This is a genomic window from Dellaglioa sp. CoH-57-MRSF-17 (genome assembly GCF_056782015.1).
In genome coordinates, this window is sequence record NZ_JBXAXY010000001.1 from 320346 (window position 1) to 343033 (window position 22688).

Annotated in this window: 15 protein-coding genes; 10 read left to right on the forward strand and 5 right to left on the reverse strand. The window is 35.5% G+C overall.

Features of this window, described 5'->3' with window-relative positions; genetic code table 11:
- Positions 1-6: 6 nt before the first annotated feature.
- Positions 7-291: a hypothetical protein gene (locus AC1RPJ_RS01510; protein WP_481760897.1), complete on the reverse strand. Its 285-nt coding sequence runs from the start codon at positions 289-291 to the stop codon at positions 7-9.
- A 544-nt stretch (positions 292-835) separates the two neighbouring features.
- Between AC1RPJ_RS01510 and AC1RPJ_RS01515 the strand changes: the two genes are divergently transcribed.
- The 7 genes from AC1RPJ_RS01515 (at position 836) to AC1RPJ_RS01545 (ending at position 11140) form a co-directional block, all read left to right on the forward strand.
- On the forward strand, positions 836-1141 hold the full coding sequence (locus AC1RPJ_RS01515) for a PadR family transcriptional regulator (RefSeq protein WP_409021630.1): 306 nt from the start codon (positions 836-838) through the stop codon (positions 1139-1141).
- 2 nt (positions 1142-1143) lie between these two features.
- Positions 1144-1737 carry a DUF1700 domain-containing protein gene (locus tag AC1RPJ_RS01520; protein ID WP_481760896.1) on the forward strand — a complete coding sequence of 198 codons (594 nt, stop codon included), beginning with the start codon at positions 1144-1146 and terminating at the stop codon, positions 1735-1737.
- A gap of 387 nt (positions 1738-2124) precedes the next feature.
- On the forward strand, positions 2125-7074 hold the full coding sequence (locus AC1RPJ_RS01525; protein ID WP_481760895.1) for a MucBP domain-containing protein: 4950 nt from the start codon (positions 2125-2127) through the stop codon (positions 7072-7074).
- Positions 7075-7424: 350 nt separating this feature from the next.
- On the forward strand, positions 7425-7595 hold the full coding sequence (locus AC1RPJ_RS01530) for a hypothetical protein (protein ID WP_481760894.1): 171 nt from the start codon (positions 7425-7427) through the stop codon (positions 7593-7595).
- Positions 7592-8020, forward strand: a complete 429-nt coding sequence (locus AC1RPJ_RS01535) for a nuclear transport factor 2 family protein (protein WP_481760893.1) — start codon at positions 7592-7594, stop codon at positions 8018-8020. The genes AC1RPJ_RS01530 and AC1RPJ_RS01535 overlap by 4 nt, the downstream gene beginning before the upstream one ends.
- A 224-nt stretch (positions 8021-8244) precedes the next feature.
- Complete coding sequence (locus tag AC1RPJ_RS01540) at positions 8245-9666, forward strand: carboxylesterase family protein (protein WP_481760892.1); 1422 nt, start codon at positions 8245-8247, stop codon at positions 9664-9666.
- A gap of 349 nt (positions 9667-10015) precedes the next feature.
- The gene (locus AC1RPJ_RS01545) at positions 10016-11140 is read left to right on the forward strand and encodes an MFS transporter (protein ID WP_481761137.1); all 1125 of its coding nucleotides are present in this window, start codon (positions 10016-10018) and stop codon (positions 11138-11140) included.
- Between the two features lie 406 nt (positions 11141-11546).
- Here the strand turns inward: AC1RPJ_RS01545 and AC1RPJ_RS01550 are convergent, their stop codons facing one another.
- From AC1RPJ_RS01550 to AC1RPJ_RS01560, 3 genes are read right to left on the reverse strand one after another with little or no spacing between them, the layout of a single operon-like run.
- Positions 11547-13790, reverse strand: a complete 2244-nt coding sequence (locus AC1RPJ_RS01550; RefSeq protein ID WP_481760891.1) for a DEAD/DEAH box helicase — start codon at positions 13788-13790, stop codon at positions 11547-11549.
- 11 nt (positions 13791-13801) lie between these two features.
- Positions 13802-15133: an ATP-binding protein gene (locus AC1RPJ_RS01555; protein ID WP_481760890.1), complete on the reverse strand. Its 1332-nt coding sequence runs from the start codon at positions 15131-15133 to the stop codon at positions 13802-13804.
- Entirely contained in the window at positions 15130-16992 is a 1863-nt protein-coding gene (locus AC1RPJ_RS01560) for a TerB N-terminal domain-containing protein (RefSeq protein WP_481760889.1), read from the reverse strand. Before AC1RPJ_RS01560 ends, AC1RPJ_RS01555 begins: the two co-directional genes overlap by 4 nt.
- 406 nt (positions 16993-17398) lie before the next feature.
- Here AC1RPJ_RS01560 and AC1RPJ_RS01565 point away from each other — a divergent pair, with 406 nt between their 5' ends.
- From AC1RPJ_RS01565 to AC1RPJ_RS01575, 3 genes are all read left to right on the forward strand, one after another.
- Positions 17399-18805, forward strand: coding sequence for a C69 family dipeptidase (locus AC1RPJ_RS01565; protein ID WP_481760888.1), 1407 nt, complete (start codon positions 17399-17401; stop codon positions 18803-18805).
- Positions 18806-19082: 277 nt separating this feature from the next.
- Entirely contained in the window at positions 19083-19394 is a 312-nt protein-coding gene (locus AC1RPJ_RS01570) for a helix-turn-helix domain-containing protein (protein ID WP_481760887.1), read from the forward strand.
- Between the two features lie 513 nt (positions 19395-19907).
- Complete coding sequence (locus AC1RPJ_RS01575; RefSeq protein ID WP_481760886.1) at positions 19908-21329, forward strand: AcpB/EbpR/MafR family transcriptional regulator; 1422 nt, start codon at positions 19908-19910, stop codon at positions 21327-21329.
- Positions 21330-21404: 75 nt separating this feature from the next.
- Here AC1RPJ_RS01575 and AC1RPJ_RS01580 read toward each other — a convergent pair whose 3' ends face one another.
- Positions 21405-22682 carry a glycoside hydrolase family 125 protein gene (locus AC1RPJ_RS01580; protein ID WP_481760885.1) on the reverse strand — a complete coding sequence of 426 codons (1278 nt, stop codon included), beginning with the start codon at positions 22680-22682 and terminating at the stop codon, positions 21405-21407.
- Positions 22683-22688: the final 6 nt, after the last annotated feature.

Sequence of the window (22688 nt, forward strand, 5' to 3'; positions counted from 1 at the left end):
TTATGATTAAAATTGTATATTTAGTAGCAGTATGATTAGAAGGATATAAATGAGAATGATGATAGCAACCAATAGCATTAAAAGGATTGATAATAAGCAGTAAAAAAAATTTTTCTGAAAGAAGGGTAAGTTGAGAATAGAATCTGTAACAGCAGAAAGTCCTAAACCAGCTAAAGATAAGCCGACAATTCCATTTAAAAAGGCAATCCATGGGCCCAATATACAGAGTGCGATACCGATTCTCATTAGCCACTTCACTTGATTGTTATCAGTTTTAAATATTTTTTTCATTGATAGGACCACCCTTCATAATGATATGAATTAATATTTATTTTAATATACTACAAAATTAATTTGATGTAATCTTATCTGTCTTCTTACTGGTTAAATTGATAAGATCGTTTAAAATAGACAAAGATAAAACGAGGTGTTATTATCAATTTGAAAAAAATAATAGCTTTAGTTAGGATATGAAAATGAAAAAATATAAAGATTATATGAATGAAACCCTTTCTGTTCTTGGTAGCCTATCTTTATGTTTAATAATCTTGTCATTCTTTATTAAAGATAGTTTAGTCAGTTCGATTTTTTATGATGTTAGGATTTATCTGTTAGGCATATTCTTATTGAGACCAATTGTACAATACTTTAAAGCAAAAAATAAATAGCCTTACAATGAACTTTTTGGCAGTTCTACAGAGTAAAGCTATTATTAATAATCCACTTAATCGACAATGTTGTCTTACTGACATTGTCGATTTTTTTGGATAAAATAATATATCGTTTGACATTATACTATGTAACGTATAGTATTGATTTTGAAAGGAGTGAGTTGATGAATATACAGATGAAAAAAGGGTTATTAGAATTTTGCGTGTTAGCGACGCTGAGGACATCAGATTCTTATGGTTACCAAATTATTAAAGACACCTCAAGCGTGATTGAACTTTCAGATTCAACTCTTTATCCCATTTTGAAACGACTAGAAAAACAAGGCGCTATTGAGAGTTACAGTGTTGAACACAATGGTCGATTGCGAAAATATTATCACATAACTGAGGCGGGATTAGTAGATATTCAAGAATTTTTAGATGATTGGCAACAGGTAATAAACGTTTACGATTACATAAAGGGAGTGTAACGATGAGTAAGAGAAAATTTATTGTAGAGCTAGAAGAAGAACTTAAACATTATCAAGCGGCAGACATTGATAATACACTTGATTATTATGACGAGATGATTGATGACCGTTTAGAAGCGGGCGAATCTGTGACAGATATTATTCTAAGTTTAGAAAATCCAAGTCAAATTGCGATACGTTTGATTCAAAATGACCGACCAAAAATACAAAAAAAGTTATCGACACCAATAATCGTTTTGATTGTCATTTTACTTATCCTAGGAGCACCTGTATGGGGACCGCTATTGCTGACGGCTGCTATTCTAATTGCCACAGTTTATTTTTTAATATGGTTAGTACCAATGATTGCAGGCGTAATCGCTACCTCATTTATTATCAGTGGCGTGATTAGTTTAGGACTATCGCCATTTGATATGTTTAATCAAGGTTTTAACGTTGGATTGATGCAATTTGGGGTAAGTTTTGTAATTGTAGGTGTTGGTATTTTATTCATCGCAATGACCTGGTATTCAACGAAATATTTAATTAAATATTCGATTAGTCTGACACGCTGGTTAATTCGTTTATTCAGAAGACAATTGAAGGAGGTCGCTTAAAATGATTGAATATATAAGACGTAATTGGTTGAAAATTAGTTTATTTCTGATCTGGTTTGGCGCTATAGTCATGTTTACTAGTTACGCATTATCAGGTTTTGATTTGTCAGTATTTAAATATGAGGGTGAACATAGTTGGTTCCGAACGTTTTATTTCTAAATGACCACGTCTGATTTAATAAATGTGGTAAGTTAGAATTACGGTAGTATAAAAGGGCATTAAAATCCATTTTTAATAGGATTTCGATGCCCTTTTATTTTTTTGGAAAGACGATTAAATAGTGCAAGCCGTAAACGTTTACATAAGATTGTTGTGATGTTACAATTAATTTGTGCCGGGGGCGGCATATTATTTAATAGGTTATTACTTACAAGGGGGCATGACAAATGAAAAAGGGGCTAACTATCGCAACAACAATGATAACGTTGTTCACGCAATTACCATTATCTTCTGTGTTTGCGCAGGACCTTAATCCAACGACAGAAACGTCATCTTCAAAAGCAGCTACGGCGTCAACTGCTAAAAAAGCGACAAAAGCAGAGACAGGTATGACTCGTACTGGAGATACAAATACGGATCTTACAGTTGAAGCACAGAAAGATACGATTGAAGCTGGCCAATTGGCTAATTTTAATTTATATTTTAAAATTTCAGGTAAGAACACCTCATTTACCAATGCCGATATAAAGGTTACGTTACCAAGTAATTTAAATGAAAATATGACATTTACGCAAGATTTATCAGAACTTAAAATTGCGGGCGTCACACCAATTTATGATAAAGATAAAGGTGTATTGAATTATCATTTTGATACGCTTAATGCAAGAACAGCAAATAAAGTAATTATAAAAATAGGAACAGCAAATGGCGCAATTATGCCTAATACAAAATTAGACACAGCAGCAACATTTACTGGAACGGATCAGAATGGCGAAAATAAAAGCTATGATTCTAAAACTTCAATTAATATAACAGCAAATAATAATTATGCTATGACAAATAAAGTTACTAGTATTGAAGGACAAACATATAATAATCCTAATCGTGGCGATATTGTAAACTATGGTGTAGGGGTTAGTGCGCCGAAAAAGGAATTAGGCGCACTGTATGTTAAAGAAGGTTCTAAAGTTAACGTGACCTATAAATTAGGCGCTGGAATAGACTACTATGGTGTAAAAGATGGCGCACAAGAACCGAGTGTCAGTACAGATGGTAGAACATTAACCTGGGAATATACAGCACCAAGTTACGCTGAACAAAAAGCAGCTGTGACTGATTTCTTTGAAAAAAATGTGACTATCCAAGCAAAAGTAACTGACAAGGCTGCCTATTATTCACAGATAACGAATACAGTGAGTTCAACAGCAACTTTCCTTGATGGTAGTGTAAATAGTACAGCACCAATTAAATCAACGGTTATGGTTATGCCCAATGATCCTAAGGAAGTTCCAATTCCAATTCCTGGTGGATCAGCATTTCCAACTAATCATTTAGGACCAAAAGATGGAAACGGTGGCGTGGCATCAGCTACATTAATTGACCCGGATGTGACAGTTAACGATGATGCTTATCTAAGTTATGGATTAACATTATCCTCACAAAATGCGACATCACCTTATATTGGATTTTCTTATTATAATATTTATTATGATGTGGATACGCATTTAAATCTTGATAGTTTTACAACGGGTAATTTTTATTACATGCCAAACAATAATTTACCAACTTTTTCACCAACAAAAGCTAAAGTACCATTTGCTATGTTGGTAAAATACGAAACAGATGGAAAAGTTGATGATAACTGGACATTACTCAATATGGATATGAAGACTAACGCCAATTACACACGTGCTCAGTTAGGTATTCCGGATGGGAAAAAAGTGGCTAATATTTGGCTGTGGTTCCATGATGAGAAGATAACAAAAGTTCCAGCAAATAGAGACATAGCTGCATCTGCAACCTATGATCCAGAAAGTAAAAAAACCGTTAAAATGGCTCCAGCTGGATTGTATAATAGCGGGATGAAAGTTAACGCAACGATTGATAAAGGATTCACTGGTCAAATAACTAATAAAATGGATATGACTTTCTATGGCGTTCAGGCACCTGATGAAACAGGTTTTGAAGCAGCTCGATATGTTGATTACACATCTAACCCATGGGCAGAGGCATTTAAGGGTGAAAATGGTCAGGTTTATACAGATCGAATTGCGCCTCGTCACGTTGAAGTCGCAGCAAAAACAACCGGTGAAACAAAAGTTGTTAAAGCTTCAGTTAGTTTACTAAATACAGTCGGAAGTACAGTTAATGAAGGTGAAAATACTGTCTTAACTTCAATAGAAAATAATAAGGCATCAATTTCACCTTTATCAGGACCTTATCTGAGTTATGTGCTATTACCAACAGGTGTAACGTTCAAAGAAAGCGTTGCTTCAACGAACTATAGCGCTGAATTATATGATAAGGATTACAAAGGTACTGGAAGACAACTCGTTAAAGTAACAATGAATGGCGACAAATTAGTAGCCGGTAAATTCCTTAATGGTCAATTTAAAATTAATATTTCAAAAGATGCGACACCTAATATGACATTTAACATGACAGGAACAATTGGTGATACTGATTATACAGCTGTGAAACCGACAGGTGATGAACCACTTTTAACGGATACAGTAAAATCTGTTGATACAGATGATATTGATAAAGATGGTAAAACAGACACACCAATTATTAAAACAGGTAATTCATATGTGTTAAATCAAGAATCAAATATTGATGTTGATGCAAGTATTAAAGGTGATAAAGATGATAAGTTTGGCGATTTAGGTAATGTTACAGTCGGCAAAAAAGCCACTTATCAAGCAACATTAACAAATAATACAGATGATAAAATTACATCAATGCAGTTCTTAGATGTTTTACCATCTGTCGGAGATTCAAATATTACCGATGGTGCAGCACGTAATTCGGCTTATGAAATGAAATTAGATGGGGCCATTACTTTACCAAGTGCATGGGAAAATAAGATGACTGTTTTATATAGTACATCTAAAAATCCTAAACGTGCCGGTATATTAGATAAGAATACAAATTATCCAGCAGGAACGGCTAAAATTGTTGACCCAACTGGGGCTGAAGATGCAACTTGGGTAACAGCTGATAAAGTAGCTGATTGGTCAACCATTCATTCATACAAAATTACGCTTAATGACGGAGTTGAATGGGCCCAAGGTAAGGGAGTTACATTATCATTTGATCTAGTTGCGCCTAAAGAATCTGAAATTTCAGATTCAACATTAATTAGTAATAAACCAGCTGAAACAACGAAAGTGTCACGCGCTGTTCAAGAAACACGTGGTGCTTACAACAGTTTTGGTATCGCAATTAACAAGTTGCAAGTTGTTGAAACTGGTGCAATAGGCACACAATTAATTCGTGCTAGCGCTGATGTTACTGCAAATTATGTAGATGTAGATGGTAATAAACTTGCTGATGATGTTGTCCAAAGTGGGTACTTCGATGATCCATATACGACAACTCAAAAAGAGATTTCAGGTTACGACTTTGTAAAAGTAGAAGGTAACGTTTCTGGTAAGTTTGGGGCTGATGCAGTAACAGTTAACTATGTTTATAAGAAAACTTCTGCACCAGTGACTGTTAAATATGTCGATGAAAATGGTAAATCGGTAGCTGATTCAAAAGAACTTACTGGTGATTTTGGTGATGTTTATACATCAGATGCTGCTGTTATTTCAGGATGGACATTGAAAGAAACACCAAGTAACGCAAGTGGTAAGTTTACTGCTGATAAACAAACAGTCACATATGTCTACGAAAGAGCGGATGCGGCTGACGTTACAGTTAAGTATGTCGATGCAGATGGAAAAGAATTAGCAACATCAGATGTACTTTCAGGAAAAGTATCAAATCCATACAGTACAACTGCTAAAAATATTTCAGGATGGACGTTGAAAGAAACACCAACGAATGCAAGTGGGACATTTACAGAGACCGCACAAACAGTCACATATGTGTATGAAAAAGCGGATGCAGCTGATATCACGGTTAAATACGTTGATGTAGACGGAAATGAATTAGCTAAATCAGATGTGCTTTCAGGAAAAGTATCAAATCCATATAGTACAACCGCTAAAAATATTTCAGGATGGACATTAAAAGAAATACCTGAAAACGCAACGGGAGTATTTACGGATAAAGCTCAGACAGTTAAGTATGTGTATGAAAAAGCAGATGCTGTCCCTGTTACAGTTAGATATGTTGATGGAAGTGGGAATGATTTAACTAAAGCTGATACGCTTTCAGGAAAAGTTGGGGATGCTTATACAACTGATGCCAAAGTATTATCAGGTTGGACGTTAAAAGAAGTACCAAAGAATGCACAAGGAATATTCACAGATGCTGCACAAACGGTTACGTATGTGTATGAAAAAGCAGATGCAGCTGATGTGACGGTCAAATATGTAGATGGAAAAGGTAACGAGTTAGCAACATCAGATGTTTTATCTGGTAAAATTGACGCTGACTACAAGACAACCGCTAAGGAATTAGTAGGTTGGACGTTAAAAGAAACGCCAAGTAACGCCAACGGAACATTTACGGATAAAGCCCAAACAGTTACGTATGTGTATGAAAAAACAGATGCTGAAGCTGTAACAGTTAAGTATGTAGATGAAAAAGGCAACGAGCTAGCAACACCAGATAATCTTTCTGGTAAATTAGGAGATTCATACAAGACAACTGCTAAACGTATTGCAGGTTGGAATGTTAAAACGACTCCTAAAAATGCAGAAGGAACATTTACAGATAAGACTCAAACAGTTACGTATGTTTATACGAGATCAGCTGCTAAAGATGTCACTGTAAAATATGTTGATAAAGATGGTAATGAATTATCAGCTTCAGTAACATTCTCTGGTAAGATTGGTGACGCATATACATCTAAAGAGAAACAACTTTCAGGTTGGATGTTGAAAGAGGCGCCAAGTAATGCTAAAGGTATCTTCACGGATACGGCACAAACAGTCACGTATGTTTATGTTAAAGATGAAGATAAAACAGTAGTGACACCGCCGGTAACACCACCAACAGATAATTCAAAAGGAAATACAACAACAGAAACGTTGACGGATGTTCCTGAAGGAAACACTCACTCAAATACAGTAAGCAAAGCAAATAATACAAAGAGTGATACAGGAAATCTTCCTCAAACAAATGAGGCAACAAGTCTTTTGGTAACGTTATTAGGTGCTGCATTACTCGCAACATCAGTTATCTTTATGATAGGTAGAAAAAAATCAAAAAAGGCTAAAAAGTAAAATTCTAAGATTATAGAATGAGTAGAAGAAGTCTTAAGACCCCTATGTCAACGAGTGTTGGTGGGTAAATTTTGGAAAGACCAATTCATTTTCGAATTGGTCTTTCTTTTTTTATTTTCAAAGAGAATTCAAACATAATTCGGTCGTGTAAATGTTGCCAACACCAATAAATGGTATCAAAATGAAGAATAATGTTAACGCGGGAATTATTCTTAAAAATTGTAACCTGTTACGCTTAAGGATAGTCAATATACTTAAGCGGATTCAATTAATGCTTTTTGGTTGACTGTGACGTAACGAGATAGTCTATGTTGATAATATACCGCAAGTACTAATTATTGAGGCTGTTGATGAAGCTTATGCCACTTCAAAAAAAGTCAATTAAAAAAAGATCAGCAGGTTTTTATCATGATGGGGGGTTCAGTAGAGACCTTGAAAAGGTATTCAAACTGGGAGATATTCAAGAGGCACATCGCTATGGCATGAAATCTGACCAATTTATAAATAAGGAGAAAAAATGATTAATACAAATAACAAATTAAATGAAGAGATTATTGCACTAGAAAAGGGTGCGTTGGATAAGTGGTTCAAAGGGGACACTTCGGGTTACCTAAATATTTGGTCACAAAAACAGTTTTCGTATTTTGACGGTGCTGTTAAAAGACGTGTTGATAGTTATGAAGACATAAAAGAATCAGTTTTAGCTAATGTTGAAGGAAAACTATTTGCTGACAGTTACGATTTTGAATATCCACGAGTGCAAGCAGTCGATGATATGGCTGTTTTAACATATCAACTATATGCAAAAACGACGTTGATTGATATGCAATACAATTGTATTGAAGTTTATCAAAAAGAAGAAGATGGCTGGAAAGTAATCCACTCAACTTGGTCATTTATTCGACCAATGGATATGGATTTTGGTAAAGCTAAAAGTATTGTTTAAAAAGGTGAAGTTAACCTTTATTCACGATATACTGAAACAGTTCTCTTAACTATTTTGAAGGCACAAAATATACACAATTAGTGATTTACAAAAGAATGCCGACAAAATAGAGTTTGCTTCGCATTGACCTTGATGTTGCGAAAAAGTTTTACAAGAATAATTATTAATACAAATCGGAATAATCAGTCAGATAACATAAATAATTTAAATTGGAGTAGATAGAAATGACGACACATAAAGTACACAGTTGGTTAGGCGTTCCCTATGCCAAAGCTGAAAGATTTGCTGAACCAGAGTTGGTTCCTTTTGATGAAACAAAGCAGTATGTTAAGTATGGACCAGCACCTTTGCAGGCTGGCGATACAAGTTGGCTGGGAGCCGTTAGCGGACTTAGCGAAGATTGTCTAAACCTTAATATTTGGGCCCCTGAAGACATGGGGGAGGAACCATTACCAGTTGTTGTTTATATTTTTGGTGGTGGCTGGGTGTTAGGATCAAATACACAAGCAGTTTCTGACGTATCAGGACTAGCTAGTACTGGTCGTGTGATAGGCGTTTCTATTAATTATCGCCTTGGACCGTTTGGTTGGTTATCACTAGCACAGTATGGTGGTAAATTAAAAGATGCAACTAACCTTGGTCTTAAAGATATAATAACGGCTCTTAAATGGATTCAAAAAAATATTGCTTATTTTGGCGGTGATGCTAATAATGTCACAGTTACGGGACATAGTGCAGGTGCTTTTTCATCATTAGAACTATTATCAGCGCCTAGTGCTGACAATCTTTATCATCATTTAGCAGCTTTTTCTGGTATGCCTTCTCGATTAGTGCCTCAATGGGTGGCGCAAGAGCGTGCTCTAAAAGTGTTAAAACATTTTGACTGTGTTAATAATCCAGAGCACTTATTACAGGTCGATGCTTATGAATTAGCTGAAGCAATGAATGCAACTCAATCACCTGATCCGGGTACTCCACATGGCATTGACAATGATGTGATAGCTGTTACTGACGATAGTCAACTAATAAATGGGGTTATAGCTGATCACCCGATGCATGTTCTTGAATCTGGGAAACACAAAGATGTAGATATTCTATTTAGTAGTACCACAGAAGAAACTTTTTATTGGGTCTTAAATCGGACAAAAGATTTTGATCCAGTGACCCTTGACAGGCTTACAGAGCAATTTGCCCACAGTATGCGTATTCCTTTATCTAGAGCCCAGCAAGTAATCAATTCCTTTGCTGATGATACTTTGAAGCCTGTAGAGGTAAGGGGATTATTATTAACGCATTTATCCTTTACATTACCTCAAATTCGTGGAGCAGTGGCTCATGCTAATGCAGGTGGAACATCACATGTGTTAGTTGTTGCACCTGTCAAAGGAGCGGAAGTCGCTGTCCATGGAACAGAGATGTACGGCATTGTTGGACAGATTAGCCCTAATGCCAGTCAAGAACAAATTGATCGGGACAATTATATTAAAGACACGTTATTAGATATGGCGGAAGGTCATTCCGATCTTACTTGGGACGCTGTTAAAGTAGATAAAATAAGTGCTAAAGGAATTGGAAACATGCCTTATAATGCTACAGAACATAGTTTGGATATTCTTGAAATATTTAAAGGAATAGACCGTCCTTAATAGTTTATAGCAAAAAGTGGAGGTCAATTCATTGTTGGCTAGCTGACTCAAATTGGTGTTTTTTGGAGATAACAAGTATGACAACAGTTTAAAGATGTGTTGGCTTCTCGCTTCCGCAGACGACCGAAAGCTAAAACTAGCGGTGATTGTTTTTGATAGCAAGACATAATTTTTTGACCTTTTAAATTTTGTTCGGATTAATTATAGATTTTGCATTTCTGAATAATTGGTGGAGAAAACTATATATTATTGTGAAACATTTGAGGATTTTCTTGGACTTAGAACGAATAAAGGGAGATACAAGGACTTGGACCGAAAAACATTTATTTCTAAAGACGTTATTTATGTAATGATAGCCACTTTTTTCTATCAATTTAGTATTCAGTCGGTAAATCCGTTAATCAGTGGCTATGTTACACATTTAGGTATTACTAGTACTCTAGCAGGTTTAATTGTTGGTATTATGAGTATTACTTCATTATTTTTAAGACCTATTGCTGGAAATCTTACCGATAAAATATCAAAATATGGGTTAACATTTATTGGTGGTATTCTATGTGCCATTAGTGATTTTGGATATATGTTTTCTTTTAATACTGCTTGGTTATTCTTTTTTAGAGTCATTAATGGGGTTGGTTTTGTCTTATGCACTGTATGCTTGGCAACCTGGTTGGCTTTCTTGGTGCCGCGCCAACGTGTTGGTGCGGCGATGGGGTATTATGGGTTGGTAAACGCTCTTTCTATGGCAGTTGCCCCAGTTTTGTCACTTGAGATATATCAAAAAGTAGGGTATAAAATGATTTTTCTTTTGGCCGCTGTCAGTGCGATTGCCGTGGTAATCACAATTCAGTTTATTGATAATCGAGCCATGCCATCTTTCGTTCGTAAGGAAGCGACACATTTTAAGCTGATTCAACGAAGTGCATTACCAGTTGCATCAATTTTTGCTTTAATTTCTATTCCATATTTTGCGGTCCAGGCTGACATTGTAATGTATGTTCGAGCAAGTAATCTAAATATTACTGTTAGCTTATTTTTTGTAATTTATTCAATTGTTTTGATTTTTAGTCGAATTTTATTAAAAAACTATTTTGACAGTATTCCCTTTGGTGTTTGGTTTTATATCTGTATGATTGTGACTGTGGGCTATCTTTTTTTCTTAACCATAATGCATAACAATTTAGAGATGGCGTTAGCTGCGGCTTTGATGGCCATTGGGTTTGGAACAATGGTTTCTGTTTGCCAGTCTACAGCTCTATTATTAGCGCCTTTGCAAGAACAGGGGCTGGCTACTGCAACTTACTATTTGGGGAGTGACATAGGAATGTCTTTAGGACCAATTCTAGGTGGCATTATTACAAATATTTTACCAATAAAATTACTTTTTCCAGTTATGATTTTAATTGTTCCAGTAGCTTTTAGTATCTATTTTTTTAATCATAAGAATTTGAACAGTGCGATTAGACATGATTAGTACTAGGAAAAATGTGATGAACTTAATTTGAATAGTCTCGGAAACTTTCAAGTTTTCAAAAAAAGAAGGCTCGTAATGCGAGCCTTCTTTTTTATACATATATATTAAAGAAAATGATGTTGTTTGTGTGTCTGTTACGGCGCCAATTTAAGCGATCATTTATAAATGTTTAGTTGTCAAAGCCAAGGATGCTTATCCGCATCATGATAAGCATATTTCGATGAAGTATATGATGCATTTACATTTGATAACAACGTATGATGAGCAAGCATTTACCTTAGAGAAATTAAAAAAACATGGCGCGACCTCTATCAGAGGACCACGTCATGTGCCGGATGATTTAGTAGCGTTGTTGAAGTAGATAACTAATTAGTTTATTATCACATTGATACTTTAGAATCTCTGTTTAGAGATGTTTTTGCCAACTAAGCACGCGATTTTGCATTCCTTTGAGATCTAAGATACCGTTTGCAAATCCTTTACGAATTAATTCTTCTGGTACATATTCATCATATTTTTCAAAAACAGGCACTTCTTTTTCATATACCAATGCCAAAGGATCAAAATCGGTAGCTGCTTCTTCTGCTACGATTTTATAAAATTCTGCTTCACTGACAGACATGGTAAATTGTAGGTAATATGGTCGTGATGAATTCATGCCTTTCAACCCAAGACGTTTACCACAACGGATTTTCAGAAACCGCTCAAGCGCAAGGAACGCGTAACTGCCAAGCCATGGAAACAATGCCCACATTTTGCCACCAAGATGAACCAGTGGACGATTAGCCATTTCTGCCTTTTTAAACGTTTCTCTGGCTTCTGCTAGACGGCCTCTAGCTTGTGGCATTAAGTAGGAATAGTCTTTTTGCTCTGCAAGGACATCGTGCATACGTTCTAGGATTCTGGTGTGAATATCCCCAGCGACATCTCCAAAGTAGGCTGGTTTGTTACCTTTAACGAGCGTACAGTATACCTCACGACGTTTGTGATCAACTTCATCGACAACCCATACACGTCCTGCTATGGCAATCTTGTCACTGACTGGTGGTGGCTTGACAATTGTACCTAACTCTTCTGATCCTGCACGGACTGTATATTCGATGTTTTCTTGAAAGACCCCATAAAATTTGTAGTTGTTAACAATACGTTCACCAGCAAGACCAACAATTACACCGCCATTTTCGGTACGATTGATATGATCGATTGTGATCAGATGACGCAGTAAAGTTCCGAAGTCCTCTTGATTAATTCGATGAAAAGCAGAAAGCGTTAGGACGCGTGAAGCAAGTTCAGCAAGTGTCATTTCGCCAGATGATGCCAATGTACTCATTGTTTGGTGATAAAGCAGGGAAAAAGGCAATTTGTCTGTTTTGGGTGGTTCTACAAAACGTTCTTCGATATATAATTGTACGAGAGCGATACCCTGAATAAGGTACCAGGGCACCAAATCTGGTAGCATAGCACGAGCTTCTGGGTGGTCTTCGCGCATAACAAACCACATTTCAGAAGGGTCACCTCTTCTGCCGGTTCTGCCCATACGCTGTAAAAATCCGGAAACCGTAAATGGTGCATCTAGCTGAAAGGCGCGTTCTAGTCTACCAATGTCGATACCAAGTTCTAGTGTTGCGGTGGCACAGACGCTCATGAGAGAATCAGCATCTTTCATGGCTTCTTCAGCACTTTCTCGATAGGCTGTTGAAAGGTTTCCGTGATGAATAAGAAAACGATCCGGTTCGTTGTTGACTTCACAGTACTGCCGTAAATTTTGACAGACTAATTCACACTCTTCTCGCGAGTTAGTAAAAATGAGGCATTTTTTGCCACGTGTATGTTCAAAAATATAGCCTATACCTGGATTTGCTGCCTTTGGAGCTTTATCTGTGGCAGGTTCTAAAGCAGAGGTAGGTGGGGCTGTTATCACGCTATTTATCGTCTCGTTAGCTTGTGGTTCTGAATTAAAAAAGTGTTCGATTGACAGTCGCCATACTTCTTTTCCACCGTCAAACTTTGGGATGATAGTTTCTCTGCCACTACCTGCGGCAAGAAATTTACCCGCTGCTTTTGGATTTCCGATTGTAGCTGATAATCCTATTCGTCTTGGATTACTGCCCGATAGTCGACAGAGGCGTTCAATTAGCGAAAAGGTTTGTCCACCACGATCCGAACGTAAAAGTGAATGTATCTCATCAATGACAATAAAGCGTAAATCACCAAAAAGGGCAGGGATTTCCATAGACTTGTTTATCATCAAAGCCTCTAAGGACTCCGGTGTAATTTGTAAAATACCGGCTGGTTTGCGTAGTAATTTTTGCTTTTGACTTCGAGGGGCATCCCCATGCCAACGTGTGACTGGAATATCAGCTTCTTCACAAAGCTCATTTAATCGACCAAATTGGTCATTGATCAAAGCCTTTAAGGGGGCAATATACAGTACTCCAACTGAGCTTGATGGTTGTTCATCAAGTAGGCTTAGAATAGGGAAAAAAGCAGCTTCCGTTTTCCCAGAAGCAGTAGATGCCGTTAAAAGAACATTCTTATCTGTGTTAAAAATGGCATCTCCGGCCGCATTTTGAACAGCGCGCAGGGTTCGCCAGCCAGACCGGTAAATGTAGTCTTGAATAAAAGGCGCATATCGGTTATATATATCCATGTGAATACCTCTCAAATTGTAAATTCAGAAAAATTGTCAGCCACTTTGTTAGAAACAGCCTCTGATTTGGCATAAGAAAACTCATCAGAATCAAATATTGTGTCAATGGATAGATTTGGATTTTGATATAAAATGTCTAATACCTCAATGAAATCACGGATAATCTCGCGTGGGGTAATATTTAAATCTGCTCCGATGCGTTCATATTCAATTCGGATAAAGGTGGCGAGGTTATCGTCTGTCATCTTTTTTTCATAACTATAGAGATCTGCATGCATAATAGCCAACTTTTCACATAGAATTAGCATCTCTTCAGCTGTTAATGGTTCTAACTTGATGACCGGGGCCAACAAATCTCTAGCGCCTGGTTTTGAAAACTTACCTTCAGCTAGACGAGAACGCAGGGCCTCATAACTATAAACACCGCGACGTTTATCTTCTATAGCTTGTGGAGTAGTTCCCATGATGATACCAAGATATTTAGCTTTACCTTGCAGTGTGTCATTGTACATCGTTAACAGTTTTTCATAATTATATTGACGCGTGATACTATTTGGAATCTTATAGATATTTACCAGCTCGTCAATCATAATTAGCATGCCAGAATAACCAGCTAATCTAAAGAAAGCAGCGAAAAGTTTTAAATATTCATACCAATTATCATCTGTAATAATAATATTAATATCTAAGTCCTTTTTGGCTTCACGTTTTAAAGCATATTCCCCACGGAACCAGCGGATGACTTTTGCTTTCAGTTCATCGTCGGCGTTGACATAGGCATGATAATAGGAAGAAAGTAATTTAGCAAATTCAAAGCCGTATACAAGTTCACTGACTGAGGAAGTGACTGTGTAAATATTTTGATCTACCATCGCAGTCAACCGAGGATCACCTGGGGTTAGGCCACTGTCGCTGGCTGCTTTTGTTTGAACGCTGCTAATCCAACGATCCAAAATTAAGTTAAGTGCACCACCTTCAGGTTTTGTTTTTGTAGATAGATTACTAATTAATTCGCGATAGGTTGCAAGACCTTGACCTTTTGATCCTTGAAGACGTCGTTCTGGTGATAAATCTGCATCGACAACAATAAAGCCACTGTTCATCACGTAATTACGAATCGTTTGCATCAGAAAACTTTTACCTGAGCCATATCTACCAACAACGAAGCGAAAAGATGCACCGCCTTCTGATATGATATCGACATCGTGTAAAAGTGCCTGAATTTCATTTTTTCTACCCACCGTAACGTAAGGTAGTCCAATTCTAGGGACAACACCACCCTTTAAGGAATTTAATACTGTTTGTGCAATGCGCTTTGGTACTTTTTGAGTTTGTTTTGTCATTTCATATTTCTCCTAATTATTTCAATTAAATCGTCCCGATAGTCTTCAATAAGAAAGATGGTATCGCCGTCACATTGTAGAGCTGAGTCGCCGATGTCATCAAAAAGCGTTTCATTTAACGTGTCGGTAATCACTTCAGGCATGCCATGCATATCACGGATCATGTCTGTGACAGATTCGCCTCGAACTAATAAGCTTAATAATTCTAACTGGGTCTTGCTTAGTGACAGCGTAGGCTCTGAATCAATAACAGGTATTTTTTCGAGGCCAGTCTGTTCAGTGGATGGCAATATGTTATTATGCTTTGGTAATACGTTTTCAGAAGTATCTTTTTCTTCGTCAGTTAACAAACTGTCTCGTGTTTCAAACGCATCGCTTCTAATTTTATCTAAATTTGAAAATTGAATGGTAACCTTAGGCTTATCTGCTTTCAAACGAGAATCACGGTCAGCTGCAATGACAGTTTTAACGTACGGTGCTGCCCAGGTTTCTGCATCTCGTGCTTTTAAAGGATAACCAGTTTTTAAATAAAGTCGTAACATACGATCTGTTTCACGCAAAAGACCATCTAACTTTTCTTGATGAAAGTTAAATTTTTGGTAACTCTGTTCGTACCACGCATTATCTTTGTAGGTATATTTTCGGATATCATTCAACTTGTATATAAGTGGCTGTTGTGGCGTTACTTGGTAATATACGGCGTTGCCTAGAGGGTACCAAAGATGAGAATGTATTGTGCCAAAGCACGCAGAAAATAAGTTATTATCCATTTTTATAGCTGTTCGCCACACTTGAGCGAATAACTGTGTGCCGTGTTTTTCATGTTTTTTAAGGACAGCTGATGCCAAAATTTTATGTCTTCCAAAAAGACAAAGCGCATCAAATACTGCTTTGTCTTCATGCTTTTCTGGATCACCTAAAATCATGATTGCATTATCTCTTTGTAATTTTTCGGTATCAGCGTACTGATACGTCGTGTCTGGTTCTATACCATTTATTACTGCTAGTTCAAACAACCATTTATGGCTGTTTAAGCGTATACGATTATCTCCAATACCGGAGTCCAGATAATTGATTTCAAATGCTTTTATTTTTTGTAGGCTGTCTATCACGGATGATGTGCCTATGCCATTAACCAACTCATACAAATATAGGTATGCAAGTGAGGTCGTGATTTTTTTATAAATGCCTTTTCGGATGTTTGTTCGCCAACTAAAATAGCCGCGTAATTGTTTCAAACCAAGATCATGGTAGGTTGTAAAGTAGCGGTGTATGTCGACATTGTAGGAGAAAACATCTTCGTAGTCGGCCATAAATTGTCCTTGGACATAAAAATTCCGGCATTTTTGCTTGAAAGAGTTATCACCGTAAGCATAGAGTTGGCTCATTTTTATCATTTTTTCAGGAATTTTATTTTCTTTGACATCAGAAGTCATTCCCTTAAACGTCAGAGGAACCGCGTGGTATTGTTGCTGTTGTATAGGTTCAGGTTCGGCGTTTAGAACAATCGTATTACCGCTTTGTTCGTTCTTTTCAAGTGCATTATCAAAAATACGATATATAACATCTGGGTCTGTGCTGTCGTCAAAATGGACGCCTAACCACTTCGGACCGCGCATTCGAAAAGGTGACGAAAGGTAAGACGGTAAAATATCAGTTGGTATTTCCTGTGCGTATTTGATGTCACAACGCTCGATATTATCACCAGAAGTAGCGTTTTTTTGACGCATCAAAACAGCCACCCATTTATTTGTGCTGGGATCTACCAACACCGAAAAACTAGGGAATTTAGGCCATTTGTATTGTTCGATAATATTATATTTTTCCTTGGCGTATAGTACTAATTCAGATAAATTCATGTTTTCACCAGAGTATTCTGTTATTTATAAGGTTGGTAGCCATACGTCCTAAATATTTACGCAAAGATAGGTGAATAAACAACTAGGACAGTTAAATTCATCAATAATTTTTGTTATTTAAAATGTATACTACCGTCAGTATATGATGTACCGTAGCGTCACAGTCAATATCATTTTCCTTTTCATATGATTTTAATATCTTTATGACAAAATTATTCAAATTATAGGTCTTGCGCAAATTTTGTATAATACAGGTATGGGACATACCTTTCACCGCTTTCAATTAGTTTTAGTCAACGAAATTGTAGAGCCAGTCTTAACGCCAAAAATGGGGTTAAGACTGCTTTTAATTTACCGCTAAAACCGCTATACTATTAGTATAAAATCAATAAGGAGTGTGTGGAAAATGACAAAAAGAGTTCAAGGTTCTTGTACATCAATTTTAGTTGGTAAAAATGCTTCAATCGACGGTTCAACAATGATTTCTCGAAATGATGATGGGCATGAAGCTTTAGATCCACAACGTTTTGTTGTTGTACAACCTGAAGATCAACCACGTAATTATCAATCTGTTATTAGTGGTGTAAAGGTAGAATTACCAGATAATCCAATGCGTTATACCTCAATTCCAAACTCACTTTTAACAAACGGAATTTGGCCTGCAGCGGGTATCAATAGTGATAATGTAACGATGTCTGCTACAGAAACAATTACAAGTAATCCACGTATTCAAGGGCTTGATCCTTATGCTGCTGGTGGAATTGGTGAAGAAGATCTTGTAACGCTCGTCTTACCATATATTCATAGTGCTAAAGAAGGGGTTGAACGTTTAGGCGATTTACTCTTAACACATGGCACATATGAACCAAATGGTATCGCATTTTCCGATAATGATAGTGTTTGGTGGCTTGAAACAATCGGTGGCCATCATTGGGCAGCTGTTCGTATTCCGGATGACGCTTATGTTGTTGCACCTAACCGTCGAAATATTGATATGTTTGATTTTGATTCAGAAGACACACTTTGTTCTGAAGATTTAAAAGTCTTAATTGATAATAATAAGTTAAATCCTGATTTTGAGGGTTACAATTTACGTCATATCTTTGGTAGTGCATCAATTAAAGATACGGTCTACAATAATCCCCGTACATGGTACGGTCAACAATATTTCAATCCTGAAATTATTCAAGATCCAATGGATCAAGACTTACCTTTCATTTGTCATGCAAATCGTAAAATTTCAATTGAAGATGTTAAATTTGTTTTGAGTGCACATTTTGAAAATACGGAATACGATCCTTATGGTAGTGCGCCAGAAGATATTAAAACACGATTCCGTCCAATTGGGATTAACCGTAATCATAATGTACATTTATTACAAGTTCGTAATGATGTACCTGATGAGATTGCTGGGATTCACTGGTTAGCTTATGGTGCAAATACGTTTAATACAATTGTGCCATTCTATGCGAACGTTAATGACACACCAGAATCATATAAAAATGCGACAGGTGAATTTGATTTAAATAATATGTATTGGCTCAGTTGTACAACTGCATTGTTGGGCGATACGAATTATGACTTCTACGTAGATATGCGAAATACATTTGAACTTGAAGCAATGAGTGCTTACCATGAAATTCAAAATGTTGCTGATAAGGCAGTTAGTTCACAAGCAAATATCACAGCATTTTTAGAAGAAATGAATAATAAGTTAGCTACAGAATCATTAAAACGTCAAACACAATTGTTAGGTGAAATGGTTATATCTGGTTCCGAACAAATGAAATTACGTTATAACTTAAACGATTAATTATAAACAAAATGAAAAGTTATCATTAAGTTGATAACTTTTTTTGTAACAATTATTTTAATTACTAGATTTAGGCAGCACTTTTGAGTAATATGGTACCATTTCATATGCTAGTAAAAATCAAATTTAGATCACTTAAATATGGTTTATATAATTCTTATTATAATGATAACAAGTATAATAATATGCTTTTTGCTAAAATTAACGTTTTTAAAAATCTTTAAGCTTTCTTTGATTTCACTTATTGTAAAATAAGATTCGTGATTGGAGAAAGTTAATGGTTAAAACGATAAGTCAGTTAATTCGAAAAAAACGTAAGGCACTTAGTCTAACAATTGAGCAGCTTGCTGAAAAGTCTAACGTTTCTATTAGTTTGATTTCTAGAATTGAACGAGGGGACGTTGCTAATATCAGTATTAATAAATTATCTGATATTGCCAGTGCGCTAGAATTGGAATTGTCAGACTTCTTTAGTAGGCAACAGTTTTCGGATATACCTACTTTAGAATTATTACAATATTTTAGTACGTTAACAGATGAGAAACGTGAGAAATTATCAAAATCAATTCTTAGAATTATTCAATTATAAATGATAATGATTAATAATGGATTATGTTATTTTTTTATAGAATGCACAATTTTTCTGTCTTTGTATTCTTTAGTTAAATTAATTTCAATTATTTTAGGTTTTAAATTTTTCGATAACTTTAAATTGGATAGTAATAAATTAGAATTGTCCATGGTAGATCGTCATCTTCAAATAATAGATCTTAACCAAGAAACTTTCCTGGTTAAGGGTTATTTTAGTAGGAAATTGAATTAATTTAACTTAGATGTCAAGTTAAATGATAGATAAGATATCGTTAGTATTTGGAGAGAAATTAGAATAAAAAATGACATGAAATAGGTTAAATGTTAACATAAAGAGGATAATAATTCTGGGGAATAAGTTATTTTTTAAGTATGGTATTGGGGATAAAAATTTAACTCAAAAAAATATTTATGTTAATGATTGGAAATACTCGGAGGTAAGCATTTGTACAAGAAAAACATTCTCGATAAACAAGAATGGCTAATTTGCGAAATTATTTAAATATTAGCTTTGAACGAAACTGGTTTATCAAGAAAACGATTACGTGAGCAATTAAATGTTTCTGAAACGGCTGTAAAAGTTGCTTTACAACAATTGGATAAAGATTTAAATTCCGGGGATGAACCCTACATGATTATTACAAAAAATAACGTCCAATTATTAGGTAAAGGCGAAATGAATTTTAATCAAACGATTTATCGGTATATAAAAAAATCGATAAATTATCAGATTTTAATGGCCTTTTATACTAAAGGTAATGCAAAAGTTGAGAATCTAGATACTAAATTAAATGTCAGTGAGGCTTCTATTTTTAGAAGGATTAAGCGATTAAATTCTCTTTTAGAAGAATTTCATGTGAAAATTTCTCATGGTGTGATGTTAGGTAACGAAAGTCAAATTCGCTTTTTTTATTATTCATTGTTTTTAGGAATTGATTTTAAATTCGAACAATCAAGTGAAAATGGCATTATTATGGCAGTCATCCAACGGTTTGAGGAATATTTTGATTTTAATGTGAATGATAGTAGTTTAGTTAGAGTAAAGCTTTGGTTAAAAGTAACAAGTCAACGAATGATGGTTAACGATCAAGATAATCGTAGTATTTCAGTTGTTTTAGAAGACATGATAAAAAATAATTCTTTGTTCGATAGCGTTGAAGAAGAATTTGGCGAAATTGTTAAAGAGTTTAAGCATAAAGTTGATATTCATTTTGAAAGTGCACTACTTTACGCTTGGACCACGGCTTTTGTGCCAGTACCATGGAGCACCTTTGTTGCCCATGATTTCGTGGCCGTTAATCGTAAAAATAATAATAAATTGCAACAAGCTGTTGAATTTTTAGAAAATGGCTTTGAGAATAGCTTAGGTATTCAGGTTGCTGGAGGCGATTTAAGTGAGTCTTTATATCCAATTTGTACAGAAGCCTTTTTATTTCACGGCGTTTTAAAATCTGCTAGTACAGATATGATGGAAGATTATCGCCTTAGAAAAGATAATGAGTTAGTTCTTAAAAATGTAAAAAATGCCATGAGTGCAATGATTGAAGAATCGAAGGGCGATCCCGAATGGTATGCCTTTTATTCAAGGTATGGTGACTCATTTATCAAGACGATTATGTCAATTTTTAATGCGCGTTTATTGGCAAAAGAAAAATTATTAACGGTAGGTGTGGATTTAAATACTGAGGAGCGCGTTAAGGAAATGTTTATGATGTACGCCAGTCGGGAATTAAATATTAATTTACGAGTCAACATAGATGTTTACGAGTCTACTAAGAATTATGATTTAGTTATTACAAATTTTATGAGCAAAAATTATTTGAATTCAGCACTGGAGACATATATTATCACTGGATTAGGGACGGATAGTGATGTACTTGGCGTTGAACAAGAATTAATAGAGATACTTAAAAAATATTATCATACTCAATGATAATATTTTTTTGATTTGAATTAGTTATAAGCCTAAAAAAAGAGTAGATTTCTCTACTCTAAATTAACTATATTATTAAATATTCAGATATCGTAAAGCAAGTTGACAGTAAGTCATATTTGCCCAAGAAAACCAGTCTCTAGTAAATTGACTTGGGTCATTAACGTTAATTCCTTCATGACATTGTAATGTGTCATCATCGGTTTGACTAATGATATCTAAATTATTTTGCATAATTTCCGGATTATTTGATGTTAATCCCTCCATCGCTAACGAAATCGGCCAAATATATTCCTTTGGTGTATGAGGACTGCCAATCCCTTTTAAATATTTTCCCGAGTAATAATAGGGATTTTGATCACTCAGAATAAATTTACGCGTTTTTTGGTAGATAGAGTCATCAGGTGAAATATAACCAATAAATGGGAGAGATAATAGACTAGGTACGTTAGCATCGTCCATTAAATTGATATTACCTAAGCCATCAACCTCATAGGCAAAAATAGTTTCATTAGAATTTGGAGCTGATACGATTCCAAAATTTTCAATTCCAGATTCAACTTCAGATCGGAGACGACTTATTCTTTTAAGTAGCTCGACTGGAGCTGGTTGTGTTTTAGATAAGGTAAGCAACTCATCTAGGACACAAATGATATAGCAATTACCTGGAATATGATAACCATATAAGCAGGCATCATCACTTGGGCGGAAACCACTCCAAACCATACCTGTATACCCAATTGGTGCACCTTTACCACCATGACTCAATGTGTCTGTTGAGGGACCATTAGAACGATTAAAAATATAATCGGAAGTTTCATGATGTTGTTCCGTAATAAAGGTATCCACAATTAACTTTACAGTTTGCCAAAAGTTACTGTCTAAATGTTTTGAATATCCAGATTTTTGATAAAGTTCTGATGCCAAATGGATAGGGGCGCATAATGAATCAATTTCAAATTTTCTCTCCCAAACGAGATCAGATATTGGAATATTTGATTTATCAACTGTGTAGTGTGCACCAGAACTAGTTTCGTTAAATGCATTTGCATAAGGATCATGTTTAATATAGGCAAGTTGTTGATTAATAACGCCATGGATGAGATATGTTATTTCTGGAATCTTATCTGTTAGTGAAAGATAAGGTAGTATCTGAAATGTCGAATCTCTGAGCCACATGGCAGGAATATCTCCTGTAGCAATGAATATATCTGAATCATTTTGTACTTTAACCGTATTTGTTAGTGTATCAATGAATACATTACGAAATAATGCAGTAGATTTTTTTGAAGAAAGTGAAATTGTTTCTGAATAATCCGTAACTTGTTTAATTAGTTTTTCTTGATTTATCATTTAAAT

Bases quoted from the DNA above. Each gene is read 5' to 3' on its own strand.
- AC1RPJ_RS01525 (WP_481760895.1), top strand. From the start codon at position 2,125: ATGAAAAAGGGGCTAACTATCGCAACAACAATGATAACGTTGTTCACG.
- AC1RPJ_RS01580 (WP_481760885.1), bottom strand. From the start codon at position 22,682: ATGATAAATCAAGAAAAACTAATTAAACAAGTTACGGATTATTCAGAA.
- AC1RPJ_RS01540 (WP_481760892.1), top strand. From the start codon at position 8,245: ATGACGACACATAAAGTACACAGTTGGTTAGGCGTTCCCTATGCCAAA.
- AC1RPJ_RS01530 (WP_481760894.1), top strand. From the start codon at position 7,425: ATGAAGCTTATGCCACTTCAAAAAAAGTCAATTAAAAAAAGATCAGCA.
- AC1RPJ_RS01520 (WP_481760896.1), top strand. From the start codon at position 1,144: ATGAGTAAGAGAAAATTTATTGTAGAGCTAGAAGAAGAACTTAAACAT.
- AC1RPJ_RS01560 (WP_481760889.1), bottom strand. From the start codon at position 16,992: ATGAATTTATCTGAATTAGTACTATACGCCAAGGAAAAATATAATATT.
- AC1RPJ_RS01550 (WP_481760891.1), bottom strand. From the start codon at position 13,790: ATGGATATATATAACCGATATGCGCCTTTTATTCAAGACTACATTTAC.
- AC1RPJ_RS01545 (WP_481761137.1), top strand. From the start codon at position 10,016: ATGATAGCCACTTTTTTCTATCAATTTAGTATTCAGTCGGTAAATCCG.
- AC1RPJ_RS01565 (WP_481760888.1), top strand. From the start codon at position 17,399: ATGACAAAAAGAGTTCAAGGTTCTTGTACATCAATTTTAGTTGGTAAA.
- AC1RPJ_RS01535 (WP_481760893.1), top strand. From the start codon at position 7,592: ATGATTAATACAAATAACAAATTAAATGAAGAGATTATTGCACTAGAA.
- AC1RPJ_RS01510 (WP_481760897.1), bottom strand. From the start codon at position 291: ATGAAAAAAATATTTAAAACTGATAACAATCAAGTGAAGTGGCTAATG.
- AC1RPJ_RS01515 (WP_409021630.1), top strand. From the start codon at position 836: ATGAATATACAGATGAAAAAAGGGTTATTAGAATTTTGCGTGTTAGCG.
- AC1RPJ_RS01555 (WP_481760890.1), bottom strand. From the start codon at position 15,133: ATGACAAAACAAACTCAAAAAGTACCAAAGCGCATTGCACAAACAGTA.
- AC1RPJ_RS01570 (WP_481760887.1), top strand. From the start codon at position 19,083: ATGGTTAAAACGATAAGTCAGTTAATTCGAAAAAAACGTAAGGCACTT.